General features: G+C 62.3%; 13 protein-coding genes. 5 read left to right on the forward strand and 8 right to left on the reverse strand.

Annotated features, from left to right (window positions below):
• Positions 1 to 45: 45 nt before the first annotated feature.
• Positions 46 to 1,518 carry a peptide MFS transporter gene (locus FFI94_RS25310; RefSeq protein ID WP_138870234.1) on the forward strand — a complete coding sequence of 491 codons (1,473 nt, stop codon included), beginning with the start codon at positions 46 to 48 and terminating at the stop codon, positions 1,516 to 1,518.
• Between the two features lie 19 nt (positions 1,519 to 1,537).
• Here FFI94_RS25310 and FFI94_RS25315 read toward each other — a convergent pair whose 3' ends face one another.
• From FFI94_RS25315 to FFI94_RS25335, 5 genes are all read right to left on the reverse strand, one after another.
• On the reverse strand, positions 1,538 to 2,275 hold the full coding sequence (locus FFI94_RS25315) for a sulfite exporter TauE/SafE family protein (protein WP_138870235.1): 738 nt from the start codon (positions 2,273 to 2,275) through the stop codon (positions 1,538 to 1,540).
• Positions 2,276 to 2,320: 45 nt separating this feature from the next.
• Complete coding sequence (locus tag FFI94_RS25320) at positions 2,321 to 3,181, reverse strand: SDR family NAD(P)-dependent oxidoreductase (protein WP_138870236.1); 861 nt, start codon at positions 3,179 to 3,181, stop codon at positions 2,321 to 2,323.
• Positions 3,178 to 4,107, reverse strand: coding sequence for an LLM class F420-dependent oxidoreductase (locus FFI94_RS25325; protein WP_260684318.1), 930 nt, complete (start codon positions 4,105 to 4,107; stop codon positions 3,178 to 3,180). Before FFI94_RS25325 ends, FFI94_RS25320 begins: the two co-directional genes overlap by 4 nt.
• Positions 4,108 to 4,186: 79 nt before the next feature.
• Complete coding sequence (locus FFI94_RS25330) at positions 4,187 to 5,875, reverse strand: NTF2-like N-terminal transpeptidase domain-containing protein (RefSeq protein ID WP_138870237.1); 1,689 nt, start codon at positions 5,873 to 5,875, stop codon at positions 4,187 to 4,189.
• A 106-nt stretch (positions 5,876 to 5,981) separates the two neighbouring features.
• Entirely contained in the window at positions 5,982 to 7,787 is a 1,806-nt protein-coding gene (locus tag FFI94_RS25335) for a penicillin-binding transpeptidase domain-containing protein (protein ID WP_138870238.1), read from the reverse strand.
• Positions 7,788 to 7,873: 86 nt separating this feature from the next.
• Between FFI94_RS25335 and FFI94_RS25340 the strand changes: the two genes are divergently transcribed.
• From FFI94_RS25340 to FFI94_RS25350, 3 genes are all read left to right on the forward strand, one after another.
• The gene (locus FFI94_RS25340) at positions 7,874 to 8,428 is read left to right on the forward strand and encodes a hypothetical protein (protein ID WP_138870239.1); all 555 of its coding nucleotides are present in this window, start codon (positions 7,874 to 7,876) and stop codon (positions 8,426 to 8,428) included.
• A 182-nt stretch (positions 8,429 to 8,610) separates the two neighbouring features.
• Positions 8,611 to 10,212 (forward strand): ABC-F family ATP-binding cassette domain-containing protein, encoded by a 1,602-nt coding sequence (locus FFI94_RS25345; RefSeq protein ID WP_138870240.1) that lies wholly within the window; start codon positions 8,611 to 8,613, stop codon positions 10,210 to 10,212.
• Between the two features lie 36 nt (positions 10,213 to 10,248).
• Entirely contained in the window at positions 10,249 to 11,040 is a 792-nt protein-coding gene (locus tag FFI94_RS25350) for an alpha/beta fold hydrolase (RefSeq protein ID WP_138870241.1), read from the forward strand.
• On the opposite strand, the gene FFI94_RS25355 is transcribed toward FFI94_RS25350, so the two are convergent.
• The gene (locus tag FFI94_RS25355) at positions 11,037 to 12,266 is read right to left on the reverse strand and encodes an acyl-CoA dehydrogenase family protein (RefSeq protein WP_138870242.1); all 1,230 of its coding nucleotides are present in this window, start codon (positions 12,264 to 12,266) and stop codon (positions 11,037 to 11,039) included. The genes FFI94_RS25350 and FFI94_RS25355 overlap by 4 nt on opposite strands.
• 102 nt (positions 12,267 to 12,368) lie before the next feature.
• Entirely contained in the window at positions 12,369 to 13,670 is a 1,302-nt protein-coding gene (locus tag FFI94_RS25360; RefSeq protein WP_138870243.1) for an esterase family protein, read from the reverse strand.
• Positions 13,671 to 13,794: 124 nt separating this feature from the next.
• Between FFI94_RS25360 and FFI94_RS25365 the strand changes: the two genes are divergently transcribed.
• The gene (locus tag FFI94_RS25365) at positions 13,795 to 14,391 is read left to right on the forward strand and encodes a phosphoribosylanthranilate isomerase (RefSeq protein WP_138870244.1); all 597 of its coding nucleotides are present in this window, start codon (positions 13,795 to 13,797) and stop codon (positions 14,389 to 14,391) included.
• Here the strand turns inward: FFI94_RS25365 and FFI94_RS25370 are convergent.
• A complete protein-coding gene (locus FFI94_RS25370) occupies positions 14,388 to 15,290 on the reverse strand; it encodes an alpha/beta fold hydrolase (RefSeq protein WP_138870245.1) in 903 nt (300 codons plus the stop codon). The two genes, FFI94_RS25365 and FFI94_RS25370, sit on opposite strands and share 4 nt — an antisense overlap.
• Between the last annotated feature and the right edge of the window lie 65 nt (positions 15,291 to 15,355).

Here is a 15,355-nt window from a genome sequence, read left to right on the forward strand (position 1 = left end):
GTCCGGAACTACCCCAATTGCCCTACGAAGTAGGACACTTCTCGGATGAGTAACTCTACGGAGCCTGCCGAACGGACCGAGAAGGAAGACAGGGGCTTCTTCGGCCAGCCGTTTGCATTGGCCAATCTGTTCGGCGTGGAAATGTGGGAGAGGTTCTCCTTCTACGGGATGCAAGGCATCCTCATCTATTACCTGTACTACAGCGTCAGTGACGGCGGCCTCGGCATCAGCCAGGCGGCAGCGACCAGCATCGTCGGCGCGTACGGCGGCACCGTCTACCTGTCGACGATCCTCGGCGCATGGGTGGCCGACCGACTTCTCGGCTCCGAGCGCACGCTCTTCTACAGTGCTTCGCTGGTGATGGCCGGCCACATCGCACTGTCGGTTCTCCCCGGCATGTGGGGTGTGGGAGTCGGCCTGGTCATGGTTGCCTTCGGCAGTGGCGGTCTCAAGGCTAATGCGACCTCACTGGTCGGAGACCTCTATTCCGAAAAGGATGTTCGCCGCGACGCCGGATTCTCCATCTTCTACATGGGCATCAACATCGGCGGTCTTGTCGGTCCGCTGCTCACCGGAGCCGTCCAGGACGCCTGGGGATTCCACGCCGGTTTTGCTCTCGCCGCCGTCGGTATGGCGCTCGGCCTGATCCAATACACGCTGGGCCGCAAGCATCTTCACGGAATCGGAGCCGAACCCGGCAACCCGTTGCCCGCGGACAAGCGCGCTCTCTACATCGGTATCGGCATTGCTGTGATCGTCGTCGTCGCGGTCGCCTCGATCACCGGACTGATCACCGCGGACAACATGTCCGACGTCGTCGTCGGACTCACGATCATCGCGTCGGTCGGCTACTTCCTACTCATGCTCACCAGCAAGAAGGTGACCAAGGTCGAACGCAGTCGAGTCTTTGCATTCATCCCGATGTTCATCGCGAGTGCGGCCTTCTGGTCGCTGTTTCAGCAGCAGTTCACCACTGTGCCGGTGATCTCGGACAAGCTCCTGGACCGCAATCTCTTCGGTTGGGACTTCCCACCGACGTGGGTGCAGTCGATCAACCCGGTGTTCATCATCATCTTTGCTGGTGTCTTCGCAGCAATGTGGACCAAACTCGGCCCGCGCCAGCCGTCGTCGCCGATCAAGTTTGCCATCGGCACCGGGATCATGGGCTTGGCCTTCCTTGCCTTCATTCCCATCACCGGCGGCGGACCGAACAGCGCACCGCTCCTCGGACTTGCCGGAGTGCTTCTGCTCTTCACCTTCGCAGAACTCTTCCTCTCCCCCGTCGGCCTTTCCCTTGCAACCAAACTCGCGCCCGAGCATTTCCACACGCAGATGGTCGCGTTGTTCTTCCTGTCCGTCGCGTTGGGCTCCTCGATGGCCGGAACCCTCGCCGGTCATTTCGACATCGACGACAGCCAACCGTTCTTCCTGATCATCGGATTCTCGTCGATCGGAATCGGAGTGGTGCTCGCTGCCGCGTCGCCGTGGATCAAGAAGCTGATGCAGGGCGTGCAGTAAGCGCTATTTGACCCGCCCGCTATTTGACCCACAGCCACAGCGCCAAAGCGAATCCCGCTATCGCTACTGCCACCCGCAGTACCGATGGCGGGATTTTCTTGACGACGGGTGGCCCACACCAGCCTCCGGCCAACGCGCCGATAGCCATCGCCAGTGCGGCCACCCAGTGAACTTGACCGGAAAAAGCGAAGATGAGTGCCGCCACCAGATTCGCGATGCCGAGGAAAAAGCTCTTCAGAATCGTGGCCCGCCACACCGTTTCGGAGGTGAGGATGAGGGTTGCGGCAAGAAAGATAACACCGGCACCCGCACCGAAATACCCGCCGTACACGGCCACGGCAAACAGTGCGGCCGAGTAGATTCCCGGACGATCACCACCACCGGACAGTTCACGAATCTTCGGCTGAAGCAGCAGCGCCAGTGCTGCAAACGCAACCATCGCCGGTACCACCGATTCGAAGGAACCCTCCGGCGCGAGCCACAAAATCAACGCACCGATGATGCCGCCGGCGGCCGAATACAGGGACCAGCGAACAAGTTTGGGTCCGGTATCGGCGACTTCGCGCGACGAGTTCGCCAATGCACCAACGCCGACGGCCACCAGTGCCACGGTGTTGGTCATATTGGCGCTGACGGGCGACAACCCGACACTGAGCAACGCCGGATACGACACGATGGACGCCAGTCCGGTGACAAAGCCGACAAGGCCGCTGAAGAATCCCGCTACGACGAGAAAGAGAAAATCGAGCAGGTTCACAGCTCTTGAACCTACCGGGCGCAGATTCTCACCCGCGCCACGCGTCTACGGATGCCCCTCCAGAAACCGTGTCGGCGCGTAGTTCGCCCAACCAGAGTCAGGCCAGTTGAACCACCCGGACGACGCGAGTGTTCCACCGTCCGGATGAAGTGTTGTCCCCGTGATGAAGGTGGAGAGTCCGGAGACAAGAAAGACGACGCTGTTCGATACGTCGGAGACATGCCCGACGCGTCCCATCGGTATCGCCACCCGAGCACCCACCGGAGTTGCCATCGAATGGTCCCCGCTGCCGAATCGGGCAAGATTCGGCGTCGGAACAAAGTCCGGTGCAACGTTGTTCACGCGAATCCGGTCCGGGGCAAGTTCGACGGCCAACGTCCGCGAAAACTGCTCGACAGCAGCCTTTGCCGCAGAGTAAACGGCAAAACCTGGTGCCGCGCGGTGCGCTTCGATGGTGGTGACATTGACGATACTGCCGCCTCGGCCACCACTTTTCATCATCGGCACCGCGAGGGAGCACGCGTGCAGGACGTGATGGAAGTTCGTGCGCAGAAGCGCGTCCCACCCTTTCGGTGTCGATTCGGCAAAAGGTGTGCGAAACGTGCCACCGACGACGTTGACCAGGATGTCGAGCCTGCCCCACCGCTCGTGAGCGGCCTCGAACAACGAGTTCAGCACGTCCGGATCACGCGCGTCACCGTGATGTACGACGGCGTCGCGTCCGCCCTCCGCCAACTCACGACGCAACCGCAGGGCCGCTTCGGCGTCGATGTCGACAACGGCCAGCCGCACTCCGTTCTCGGCAAGATCAGCGGCAATCGCGCCGCCGAGCCCACCGGCACCGCCCGTGATGACGGCCACGCAGCCGTCCAACCCGGCCCGATCTTCGAACCATTGTGTGCTCATGACAGGTACGTGGACCCGAACGCTTCGAGGAATTCGACGGTGGCAGCCAACCCGTCGATGGGACCGGAAACCACCACTGCGGTGACGCCTGATTTTTCGAGTTCTTCGAACACTTCGCGGTGCCGGTCGGATTCGTCTGTCGGCGTGTGGATCCCGTCGCCGTGATAGGAGTACACGACGTCGATGGGCTCGGCGCGTCCGGCGGCAAGCGCCGCATTTCGCAACTCGGTGATGTGGCCGCCGATCTGATCAACCGATCCGAGAGTGGGTGTTCGGGCGGTGGCGCTCAACTCTGCCCCACCCGACATCGGCATCCATCCCTGTGCACGCTCCGCTACGCGGCGGCGGGTCAGCTTGGAGTTGCCACCGATCCAGATGGGGATCGGGTTCTGGACCGGTTTCGGCCGGGCGATGACGTCGAGCGCGCTGAAGTGCTTGCCGCGGTAGGTAAACGGTTCACCGCTCCAGTGCAGCGGAAGCACGTCCAGCGCTTCGTCGAAGAGTTTGTTGCGCTCGTCGAAATCGATACCAAGAGCGTGAAATTCGCTCTTCTGGTATCCGGTTCCGAGTCCGAGTGTGAGGCGGCCACCGGAGAGCTTGTCCAGAGTTGACGCGGATTTTGCCAGTAGGAAGGGGTTTCGATACGGCGCCACGGCGAGATAGGTGAGCAGTCGCAGTCGTTCGGTTGCCGCTGCGACGTAACCGAGGGCAACAAAAGGGTCGAGTGTCTGATGCCCTCCCGAGGCCAGCCACCGGGCACCGGGTATCGGATGTTCGCTGAGCGACAGTGTGTCGAATCCGGCGCGTTCGGCCGCAATGGCCACGTCCCGCAGCGGCCCTGGATCGAGGACGTCTCCGTCGAGACCGCTTATTTCCGGGTAGTGGTAGATGAAACGCAATGTCACCGAGTGAACCCTCTCTGGCATGCGAGCACATACCTAGCTCGGCCAGGCATGCTTTCCAGAGATGAGAATAGCGATTACATATTTGAAAGTCACGCTCTCTTTACTTGTCGGCGGGCTTAGCCAACTCTTGGAACAACTTCTCCGTCATCTGCTGCGCCCGGTCGTTGCCGTCGGCATCTGCGACGAAGACTGCAAAGGCCAGATCACCACGTGATCCGAAGAACCAGCGATCGCCACCGCTTGCCGCACCGGCCGCAATCAGATCCGGGTATCCGGCCACACCGCCCGCGCCGCGCATGGAATCACGGAGCCGGTCGGTCACGTCGGCCGGCAGAGCTGACGCCGCAGTGTCGGCCGTCGCCGGCTGCCCGAACACCATCATCGGCGTCGGGGCACTGCCACGGGCAATGGACGCCGCGAGCATAGCCATACCGAATGGCGTGACCTGCGGTTCATTAGCTCCGGTGGACGTTCGGTTCGCCACGATGTTGTTCACCGACTCGTTCCCGCCGGAACCATCCGACGCAAACGTTGCCGTCTGCTGCTCGAGGCTGGGAATGTGGAATCCATTGCCGAGTCCGAGTTGCCGCGCCGTGTCTGCCAGCTGGTCGCCGGACACATCACGCGGCTCGACGCCGTTCTGCATCGACGACGCCAACCGGACGAGGTCAAGTGTGCCGCCTGCCGGACGAAGCCCGGTGAAGGCGATCGGCCCCTGCTCGATAGCCTGATTATTCTGGGCGGCAGCAAGAATCGCGCCGTCCGAGGGTCGGATCGCGACTATCGCCGCCGGAGTGCCTGCGCTCACCACAGCTTCGATTGCCGCAAGTTGTGTGTGCGAATCCATGGTCGCGGCAACGTCGGGGCCGGGAGGTCCCTGGAAACCGGCTTGTTTGACTGCCGCTCCGTTTTGGTCGACAAGATTGACCGCCCAGCCTGCGGTGGCATCACGGTTTGCCTGCCACGCGGTGCGTAAAGGGTCCAGGAGAGGCGAGTTGATCCGGCGATCCGACGCAATGAGCTTGGGCGTCTTCACGACAACAACTCCGGGGATGGCGAAGTCACTTTCGAGGTACAGATAGTCGGGGTCGCGCAGGAGCACTGCTGTGACCGGCTGACCGGGGTGCGCCGCGAGGTCCGCGAGCATCGATTCGCTGGTCACCAACGGGGCGACGGGTTCGATGACTTTCGCGAGTCGGCGCGTCGTGTCGACGGGATCGGGTGTGGCGGCCGGGTCGATCGTGATTGCGTTGATGGTCTGCTCGTTCATCAGCAGAGTCCCGGTCGCATCGACCACCTTGGGCGGGGCCGCGTCGGTTCGGGTGTAGTCGACAGTGCTTCCGCTGCCGAGTCCGGGGACGATGACCGACGGATCCCACGACACTCGCCAGCCCACGGACAGGTCCCGGACTTCACCCTGGGACTGGTACGTCCAATCCTTGCCTTCGCCGAAGTTCCAGGCCGCATCGAGGGTGAAGAATCCGGAGTCGCTACCGAGGTCGATGACCTGGGCGACGTCGAAGTCGGTGGAACGCGCTTCCAATCCGTCGAACATCTGCGAGATGGCTGCGCGCGCGGCATTGGGGTACGACGTGAGATTGGCGGCGCCGTCGACGTCGTGATTGTTGAGTGCGGTGACAAAATCTTCGACAACGGTCGCGGCGTCAGTTTCCTTCTCTCCCCCGACGACGCACGACGCAAGAGCCACCGTCATGACAACAGCAGCTATCGAAGCAATGGCGTATTTGACGTTTTTTCCGCGGCTGCTTTTCTGTGCTCCGGGCCCCATTGGTGCAACTCTTCACTTCTGTCACAAGCGTAACAAGCACGGGATGCCTACGAACGTGTCACGGTTGAGCCACGGTGGTGTCATCGAACTGCAATCGAAATCAGGTTTACCGCAAGAAAGTGCCTGCGACCTGCACCGCAGGAGCGGAGCTGTCTGCGCCGGCGATGAAAACCGCAAACGCCAGATCTCCCTTGATCCCGACAAACCATCCATGCGCTGGACCGCCGTCAACTTCCGCTGTTCCGGTCTTGCCCAACAGTCCGTCGATGTCGGCGAGAGTCGTGGCGGTACCGCCGGTGACGGTCTCACGCATCATGGTCCGCAACTGTTCGGTCACCACCGCGGGTGTAGGCGTCACGGTCTGGTCGGCAACCCCCGGCTGTCCTTTCACGAGCATCGGGGCCGGCGTTTCACCGCGTGCGATCGACGCTGCGACCAACGCCATCCCGAACGGCGTCGCCGTGACGGCTCCCTGCCCGATCGCCGATTCGACGCGTTCGGCCGGTGTGTTCGCATCTGGCACATTTCCGGTCACTGTCGTCAGGCCCGGGGTGACGTAGTCGACGCCCAATCCGAATTGCAGTGCCGCATTGTGCAGTGCGTCCGCGGGCAGGCCGACGGCTAGTCGCGCCATCGTCGTGTTGCACGAACGCGCGAAGGCGGTGTGCAGGGGCACCGAGCCGAGATCGAACTCGTCGTCGTTGGGAATCTGTCGGCCCTCGACGTTCTCGGTGCCGGGGCACGGCAGGATCGTGTCAGGAGTCGCGACTGCGGCCTGCAGCGCCGCCGACGTCGTCACGGTCTTGAAGGTCGAGCCCGGCGGATACAGACCCGTGAGCGCAATCGGCCCCTGAGCATCGGCGGCCGAGTTCTGGGCAACGGCAAGAACAGCTCCGGACGACGGTTGCAGCGCCACGATCACCGCAGGCTGCGTCACCGCGGCGAGAGCGTTCTCCGCGCCCAGTTGAAGAGTGCGGTCAATTGTTGTTGCGATGTTCGGCGCAACCGGGCCGTCCTGTCCGGCGATTGTCGTCGCCGACCCGTTCTCCTTCACCATTTGCACCGCCCACCCAGCGGATTTGTCCTGACCTTCCTGCCACAGGTCGCTCAGCCCGCTGAAGGTCGGCGACGTCAGAGCCTTGTCGACGGACAGCAACCGTGCTTGCGGGGCAAGAGTCACCCCGGGCAGGGAAGCCAACTGCTCTTCAATGGGTGCAAGGTCTTCCGCACGAAGGGTGATTGCCGTGATCGGTTTTCCAGCGGCCGCGGCGAGGTCGCTGCGCAACGAATCTGCTGTGATCGTCGGGGCAATCGGGGAGACGAGCGCCGCCACGGCAGCGGTGTCGGCGGCGGGCTCGAGGTTGACCAGCGTCACCACCTGCTGCTCCATGATGGGCTGTCCGGCGGAATCGAGAACCGCGGGCGGTGCACCGGTCGTGGGTGTGTACCGCAGAGTGGTCGACGCCCTCAGATCCGGTGCGAGCAATGCCGGATCCCACTCGATCAACCATTGATCGCCGCTGGCCGATGCATTCCCGTTGGTGGAGTACGTCCAGTCTTGGCCTTCCCCGAAGTGCCAGGCTGCATCAAGAGTGAAGGTGCCGGCGTTGTCTCCGGATTGCTCAGCTTCCGAAACCGTGAACGTTCCCTCGTCCTTCCCCAGTCCGTCGATCATCGCGGAAATCGCGGTGGATGCTGCCGCGGGATCGGTCGTCAGGTTTGCCGCTGCTGTCACATCGTCGTCGGTGAGGGCAGACGCGAACTGCTCGGCCACTGATCGAGGCTGGTCAGGACCACTACTGCACGCGACGATGCTGCTCGCGGCGGCTACTCCCATCACCGTGAACACGGTGATTTTTCGGATCAACGGGTGGCGAATATCAACTCTCGATGGGCGCACCTCCTCGATCATGCCCGAAATTGTGGCGAACACTGGATTATCGGTGTAATCATGTAATCAGAGCAATCAACGCTCCAGACGACTTTCAGGAGAACGTCATGAAAAACTCACACGGCGCCGGCGAGCGCGGATTCGGACGCCCCGGAGGTTGGCAACAAGCATCAGTTCCCGATGCCGGTGACGCGGCCGACTGGTTTGCCGGCCGACTCCCCGACACCTGGTTCACCGGCCCGGCCGATGTTCAGGTGGACCGCGAGGAGATCGTTGTGATCGGCGAATTACCACCCGTCGACGGCGGATCCGCGGCAGCAGAAGGCCGTATCTCCCGCTTCCGTGAGACCACTCGCGCCGATCGCATGCGCATCGCCGACGAGGCCGAGGCCCGATACGGCCGGAAGGTGGCGTGGGGTGTGAAACTCGACGAAAAGACCGTCCTGTTCACACATCTCGCGGTTCCGGTGATGACACGGTTGCGTCAACCCGAGCGCAAGGTACTCGACACGTTGGTGGACGCGGGTGTTGCCAGGTCGCGCGCCGACGCACTCAAGTGGACCGTCCGCCTGGCCGGCCAGCACAGCGAACAGTGGCTCGCAGAATTGCGGGACGCGATGAAGAAGGTCGACGATCTGAGAACGGAGGGTCCGAAGATCTGACGATGCACATCACACGTTAATTCGATTGCCGACGTCGACGGTCAGCGAGTATCGTCAACGTCGAATTGTCCCCGACAGAACAGGAAACGGGCCGTTGCTCATCTAGAGGTTCATTACGCGAAGGCATCCACACCCATCAGCTGCGGCTGAGCCGGGTGGTCCCCGCACCCTCTGGAGTACACATGACCCACTCTCATTCTTCTCTGTCTCTGTCCGACCTCACGTTCACCTGGCCGGACGGCGAACCTGTCTTCGCAGGTCTGAGCTTTGTGTTCCCCAGCGGCCGAGTCGGTCTGGTGGGATTGAACGGCTCCGGGAAATCTACGCTCTTGCGTGTGATCGCGGGCCGATTGTCACCCGACGCCGGTTCCGTCCACGCTTCCGGTGAGATCGGCTACCTGCGCCAGGACATCACACTCGATCCGAATGTTCGAGTCGACGACATCCTGGATATCGCCGATCTACGTATTGCGTTGCACCGCATAGAAACCGGTGCGGGCACCGAAGCCGACTTCGCGTTGGCCGAAGGCAACTGGGACATCGAGGAACGTGCGATCTCGACTCTGCACCGGCTCGGACTCGAACGTGTTGTTCCCGACACCGAGGCTTTGGGACGCACCGTCGGCACGCTGTCCGGCGGCGAGACGGTGCTGCTCGGTCTCACCGCGACCCTTCTGAAAAATCCGCAGGTGCTGCTGCTGGACGAGCCGACCAACAATCTCGACCAGTTGGCGCGCGCCCGGGTTCATGCTGCCGTCCAACAATTCCCCGGCACTGTCGTGGTCGTGAGCCACGACCGGGACTTGTTGAACAGCATGGAATTCACCGTGGAACTTCGTCGCGGACATCTTCGGACATTCGGTGGTAACTACTCCCTGTACCAGGAGGTGACAACGGCGGAACAGGAAAATGCACTGGCTGCCGTTCGCGACGCCAAGACCGATCTGGCAAAGCAGAGCCGCGAATTAGTCGAGGCGCGAACCAAACTGGATCGCCGCAAGCGATACGGCCAGAAGATTCAGGACGAGAAGCGGCTACCGCCGATCCTGGCGCAGACCCGCAAGCGTAAAGCCGAGGTATCGGCGGGAAAACTGTCAGTCAGCCATATCGGCAAGGTCGACGACGCGAAGTCCGCTCTTGCCGATGCGGAGAAGTTACTTCGCGACGATCGCGAAATCCGTCTGGATCTTCCTGATACACAGGTACATCCGGGGCAGAAGGTGGCGTCACTCGAGAATGTTCCACTGCGCAGTGGCCAGATTGCCTCTCTGCATGTCACCGGCCCGGAACGTATCGCGATTGTGGGGCCCAACGGAATCGGGAAGACAACCCTTCTCGACGCACTGGTGGAGGCGCAGCCCTATGTTCCCTGCCGCGTACTTCGTCAGCGGCTGGACGTGTTCGACGAGAGCCTGTCGGTAGCCGAGAATGTTGCAGTGGCCGCGCCACATGCAACCAGCGAGGAAATCCGCGGACAACTGGCTCGATTCCTTTTCCGCGGAACCGATTCCGATGTGACTGCGTCTGCGTTGTCCGGCGGTGAACGTCTCCGCGCCGCGTTGGCGACCATCCTCCTTGCTCAGCCCGCTCCCAAACTCTTGATATTGGACGAGCCGACCAACAATCTGGACCTCCCGAGCCTTGCCCATCTCACGCAAGCGCTTCACGATTTCCGGGGCGCACTGGTTGTTGTCAGCCACGATCTTCCGTTCCTGCGGGAGATCAACATCACCCGATGGATCAGGATGGACGAGAACGGAATTCATGACATCGATCCCGAGTAGCGACGACGCCAACCCCACGTCCATAATGGATCGGTGATGCAGGACGCGAGAAACCCCGTTGACGGTACCCGGATCGCGTACCAGGTTGTGGGGACTGGAACGCCTCTGCTGATGGTTCACGGCAGCGCCCTGTCGCATTCGATCTGGCGCGGTTTCGGCTATGTCAAAGCTCTGCAGGATCACTACCGGATGATCCTGGTCGACATGCGCGGCCACGGTCGCAGCGAGAAGCCGCACACGTCCGATTCCTACGCGATGGATCTGGTGGTCGGCGATCTCCTCGAGGTCCTCGACACCGAGTCACCGTTCGAACCCGCCCACGTCCTGGGGTATTCGTTCGGCGGGCGCGCAACACTGTCTTTGGCTATCGAGCACTCCGAACGGGTGCGGTCGCTGACCGTCGGCGGCGGGAGCAGCAGACCCATGACCGGCGCGTTCGACGCGCTCTTCTTCCCGGGCTGCGTCGACGCCCTCGAGGAGGGTGGGATCGAAGGCTTTCTCGACGGCTGGGGCGCCAGGCGCGGCAGGCCGGTCGATCCGCAGACCGCGGCGGCGTTTCGGCGGAACGATCCACTCGCACTGGCCGCGTATATGCGGCGGTCCGACACCGAACCGGGAATCGACGACAATGTGCTTCGCGAGATGATCACTCCGACATTGATGTTCGTCGGATCCAGGGACCGGGAGCGGCGACCCGATACCGAGCACGCCGCGTCCCTGATCCCGGACTGTTCGCTCACCGTCATCGACGGCACCGACCATGCCAGTGCCGTCGCGGCGTCTGACGCTGTTCTAGCGTCGTTGATTCCTTTTCTGCGCCGGCACTAGCCCAACAGTCCCTTTGCGATGTGCGTGACCTGAATTTCGTTGCTGCCGGCGTAGATCATGAGTGACTTCGCGTCACGGGCCAACTGTTCGACGCGATACTCGGCCATGTAGCCGTTTCCGCCGAACAACTGGACGGCTTCCATGGCAACTTCGGTTGCCGCGCGCGAGGAGTACAGCTTCATCGCCGACGCCTCCGCGAGGGTCACCTTGTCGCCGGCGGCGGTGCGCTCGATCGCGTTGAAGACCATGTTCTGCACATTGATTCGAGCTACTTCCATCTCGGCGAGCTTGAGTTGGATGAGCTGGAACTGTCCGATTTCGCGGCCCCACAGTTTGCGGGACTTGGCGTAGTCGATGCAGAGCCGGTGACATTCGTTGATGATTCCGAGGGACAGGGATGCAATGCCGATGCGTTCGGCGGCAAAGCTTTCCTTGGCACTGGACTTTCCGTCGGATTTTCCGCTGTCTTCCGTTTCGCCGAGCAGGCGGTCCTTGGTGATGCGGACGTTGTCGAAGAACAGCTCGCCGGTGGGTGAGGAGTTCATGCCCATCTTCTTGAACGGTGGGCTCTGGGTGAACCCTTCCATGCCCTTGTCGAGAATGAACGCGAGCACCTTGCGGTCGCGGCGGTCGACGGAGGAGTCGCCTTCGTCAAGCTTGGCGTAAACGATGGTGACGTCGGCGTACGGTCCGTTGGTGATGAACGTCTTGTTGCCGTTGAGGATGTAGTCGTCGCCGTCGCGTCGAACGTAGGATTTCATGCCGCCGAAGGCGTCGGATCCGGAATCAGGTTCGGTGATCGCCCAGGCGCCGACGGTCTCGAAGGTGACCAGTCCGGGCAGCCACCGTTCCTTCTGCGCGAGGGTGCCGCGGCTGCGGATCGTTCCGGCCGCAAGCCCGAGGCTGACGCCCAGCGACGCGACCAGACCAAGGCTCACGCCGGCCAGTTCGCTGTTGAGCACGACGCCCATGCTCCCGGCCCCACTGAAGGCGCTCCCCTTCTCACCGTCGCGGGCTGGTGCGTCGCCGCGCTCGCGGGCGAGTGATTTTTCGAGGCCCTCGCGTGCCATGTCGGCCAATCCGAAGGTCGAGTACAGCTTTCGGATGATGTCGAAAGGTGGGAGCGCTCCGCTTTCGAGTTCGTCGACGTGCGGCCGCACCTCCTTGTCGATAAAGCCCCGCAAGGCGTCGCGGAACATCAGGTCGGTGTCGGACCACTCATACATGTGCGTGCACTCCACTCGCTGAACGATCGGCTGCCGGAAAACAGCCTCACCTCGAATATAGAACACGTTCCAGTTAATGGGGTAGAACTGAGTGGAAGGAACTCAGCTGATCAGTCCCATCCGCTGTGAAAGCCACTCGAGTTCCTGCTTCATAGCGGCCGACCACACGACAAAACTATGGCCGCCGGGCAGTTCGACGTACTTGACGTTCATGCCCGCTGCTTTGGCCGCGTCGTAGATCTTCTGCTGACCGGGCTTGAAGTCGTTGTCGTCGGTTCCGACCACCACGATGCCGGCGGAATCGGGGAACTTCCGGTTCGCCAGGATGTCCATCGGATTGACCTTCTTGAACGCTGCCTCGTCGCCGCCGAAAATCTGATCGACAGTCCGTTTCCGATCACCGAGCGATGGTTCGACCTGCCCGGAGAAGTCCAGGAACGTCGGATAGATCTCCGGAAAATTGGTCGCCATCTGGAGCGAGCATGTTCCGCCGTACGACAGTCCACCGATGGCCCAAGCCTGCGGATCGGTATCGACCTGGAATGCCGAAGTGACTGCGGCGAGTAGATCCTTGGCAAGATACGTCGCGACATTTCCTGCCGGCGAGTCGGTGCACAGCGGGTTGGCGAACTGCGTGCCGGTCGCGTCAGCCATCACGACGATCGGCGACAGCCCGGAATGCTCGCGTGCAAAGGAATCCATTGTGGCGGTGATCTTCCCGCCCTGAAGCCAGTCCTGCGGGCTTCCGGGTTGCCCGGCCATCAGCACCAGAACGGGCAGCAGCGGACGGGGATTCGTGAAGTACGACGCCGGCAGATACACCTCGGCATCGCGCGCAACAAATCCTGAAACCGTACCGGGGACAGGAAGAGTCGTCACCCGGCCGCGATTTGGCATGCCGTCCGGGGCTTTCCAAACTGTATCCGTGGGATCGCCGGTCACAACAGGATTGGTCGGACCTGGCACGTCCGCGAGCGAAATCCGGTCGAAATCGTCGTGGCCCAGCACAATTCCCACAGTCGGATACGCGGAGAACTCGAGGTTGATCTGCACCGCGGCTGTAAGCACCATCAGTAGTGCTGCGACTACGGACAGCACTGCGCTGCGAATACTGCCGCCGGCTTTGATACGCGGGCCGAGAAGTAACAGCCCGTACACGGCAATACCGATCCACACGTAGATCGACATCGCGATCGGATCGGGGAAAGGAACGATCACTTTCTCCACCAGGATCCACGCCGCCACCATGATTACCAACGCAGCGACGCCGCACACCGGAATCGCGTAGCGGTAGAACCACCGAGGCTTCCCACTGAGCAACCACACTCCACCGAGTACGCCCAGAATCGTCAAGACCACAGGCACGGGCCCAGAGATCACACTCGTCCGGTAGAGCCAGTCCACGTGTCGCCTCTCGTCATGCCGCTATGTCTTCTCTGTCTATGTCTTCTCCGTCGAAAGCGTAGAGCCGTAATCAAGGGTTCGCCACGATCGAGGGCCTTCGATCACGGCTAGTACCCTGAAGCAGGTGACTTTCATCAAGATCTGCGGCCTCCGCGACGCCGATACCGTCGACCTCGCCGTCCGACTCGGCGTCGACGCCATTGGTTTTGTCTTTGCCGAGAGCGTCCGCAAGGTCGACACCGCGCTTGCCACCGACCTCATTGCCCGAGTCCCCGGCACCATCCGAGCTGTCGGCGTGTTTCTGGGCAACCCGCTCGACCAGATCCTCGAGATTGCCGAGGTCACGGGACTGACGTATGTCCAGGTCCATGATCTCGAGTCCGCCGAGCAAGTTCAGCGACTACACGACGCGGGCCTGACGGTAATCCGTGCCGTCGTCTCCGGCCGGGTGCGCGACGGCTACAGCCTCGATCTGGGCGAGGACGAACTCCTGATCGACGGAGCCGACGCCGGTTCCGGAGTGGCCTGGGATTGGGCGCAGCAGCAGTCCCGGCCTGCGGGCCAGTGGATTCTGGCCGGCGGTCTCGGCCCCGACAATGTCCGCGCCGCACTGGACGCCACTGGAGCCTGGGGTGTCGACGTGTCCAGTGGCGTCGAGTCCTCACGTGGTGTCAAGGACCATGCGTTGATCACAAGATTTGTAGCGGCGGCTCGCGGCTAGATCAGAGCTGCCGACCTGTCGGCCGCAGCCCACGCACCGAGCACGGTCCGCACGCCGGTCACCAACTGCAGCGGCTGATCGATCATCACATGGTGTCCGGCGTCGGGAATTTCCGCGACGATGGCTTCCGGCCCCAACAGGATTCGGATGTCTGCCATCAGTGCGTCGGAGACAATTCCGTTCTCCGCCCGGAAATACGCTGTGCGGCAACGCGGGCTGTGTTCGGTCACCTTGCCGGCACCGGTGCGAACGAAGACCCCCGGATCGAATTTCCACGACCAACCGCCGTCGACGGCTTCCATCGAGGTGTCCGCAACATGGTCACGGACGCACGGCAATCCGGTGTCCTGCGCCGGAACGAAGCGGAAGCGCGCCTTCGCGTCTTCTCGAGTCGGGTAGATCTTCTTCGGGCCGAATGCGTTCTCCTTCCGGCTGGCTTCTTCTTCCGGCGTCAATGCCCGCAACGGCGAATCGATGATGACTACACCACCGAGTTCATCGCCGAAGATGTCCGAGGCCACGAACGAGACGATCCCGCCCATGCTGTGCCCCACCACGATCGGCTTTCCCTCGATCCCGCCGGCCCGTGCCGCCTCGACTATCTCGCGCGCCCACATCGCCAGCGCGTAACTCTCGCGGGTGCCACTGTCTCCGTGCCCGCTCAGGTCGAGGGCGACAACTCGGTGATCCGCAGCCAGCTGCGGACCGATGTGATCCCACCACCGACTGTGCGCGGCGCCGCCGTGAACCAGCACGATTCCCGGCCCGACCGGCCCCCAGGCGCGGAATCGTACGGTTGCACCCTCGACATCTACCGAGCCTGTCTCGGTGGGCGTCGACAACGCTTTCGTGAACCACTCCGGCGCCTGCTGCGCCGCTTCGACGTTCGTGTTGCTCATCGCCTGAACATAACCCACCCGTCTCGATCCCTTCGGAGCCCTTCCCCTGTAACCACAACATCGCC

The sequence above is a fragment of the Rhodococcus sp. KBS0724 genome, from assembly GCF_005938745.2.
Taxonomy (GTDB): Bacteria; Actinomycetota; Actinomycetes; order Mycobacteriales; family Mycobacteriaceae; genus Rhodococcus_F.

Coding starts and splice junctions, on each gene's coding strand:
- FFI94_RS25310 (WP_138870234.1), top strand. CDS start 46: ATGAGTAACTCTACGGAGCCTGCCGAACGGACCGAGAAGGAAGACAGG.
- FFI94_RS25320 (WP_138870236.1), bottom strand. CDS start 3,181: ATGAGCACACAATGGTTCGAAGATCGGGCCGGGTTGGACGGCTGCGTG.
- FFI94_RS25325 (WP_260684318.1), bottom strand. CDS start 4,107: ATGCCAGAGAGGGTTCACTCGGTGACATTGCGTTTCATCTACCACTAC.
- FFI94_RS25330 (WP_138870237.1), bottom strand. CDS start 5,875: ATGGGGCCCGGAGCACAGAAAAGCAGCCGCGGAAAAAACGTCAAATAC.
- FFI94_RS25335 (WP_138870238.1), bottom strand. CDS start 7,787: ATGATCGAGGAGGTGCGCCCATCGAGAGTTGATATTCGCCACCCGTTG.
- FFI94_RS25340 (WP_138870239.1), top strand. CDS start 7,874: ATGAAAAACTCACACGGCGCCGGCGAGCGCGGATTCGGACGCCCCGGA.
- FFI94_RS25345 (WP_138870240.1), top strand. CDS start 8,611: ATGACCCACTCTCATTCTTCTCTGTCTCTGTCCGACCTCACGTTCACC.
- FFI94_RS25350 (WP_138870241.1), top strand. CDS start 10,249: ATGCAGGACGCGAGAAACCCCGTTGACGGTACCCGGATCGCGTACCAG.
- FFI94_RS25355 (WP_138870242.1), bottom strand. CDS start 12,266: ATGTATGAGTGGTCCGACACCGACCTGATGTTCCGCGACGCCTTGCGG.
- FFI94_RS25370 (WP_138870245.1), bottom strand. CDS start 15,290: ATGAGCAACACGAACGTCGAAGCGGCGCAGCAGGCGCCGGAGTGGTTC.